The organism is Gordonia aichiensis, assembly GCF_039946255.1.
Lineage (GTDB): Bacteria > Actinomycetota > Actinomycetes > Mycobacteriales > Mycobacteriaceae > Gordonia > Gordonia aichiensis_A.
In genome coordinates this window covers 1-255 of record NZ_JBCDWL010000075.1, presented here as the reverse complement: position 1 = coordinate 255, position 255 = coordinate 1, and the positions used below count along the sequence as shown (strand labels likewise).

Sequence of the window (255 nt, the reverse complement as noted above, 5' to 3'; positions counted from 1 at the left end):
CCACAAAACAAAAATAATGTGGCACAAGAAAATCCAAAACACACTATCGAGTTCTCAAAGAACACACACCCACCAGCACCAACCCAGCAACAACCAGGCCGAACTCCAGCAGACATCTGAAATTTTCGTTCACCACCCCGTCTCCGAGGCGACCTTCCCAGCCTAACACCGTCACCCGAAGTTCTGCAAACCGTTGGTTTCCGTTGGAAATCCGTTGATCTTCAGTTCCGAGCACCAGTAGCCGGACCCGCAAAA

At 50.6% G+C, this 255-nt stretch carries 1 protein-coding gene; it reads right to left on the bottom strand.

Going from position 1 to position 255, the window contains the following annotated elements; all coding sequences use genetic code 11:
- Positions 1-43 precede the first annotated feature (43 nt).
- A partial coding sequence (locus AAFO60_RS20950) for a hypothetical protein (RefSeq protein WP_347958155.1) occupies positions 44-255 on the bottom strand: 212 nt, incomplete at its 5' end.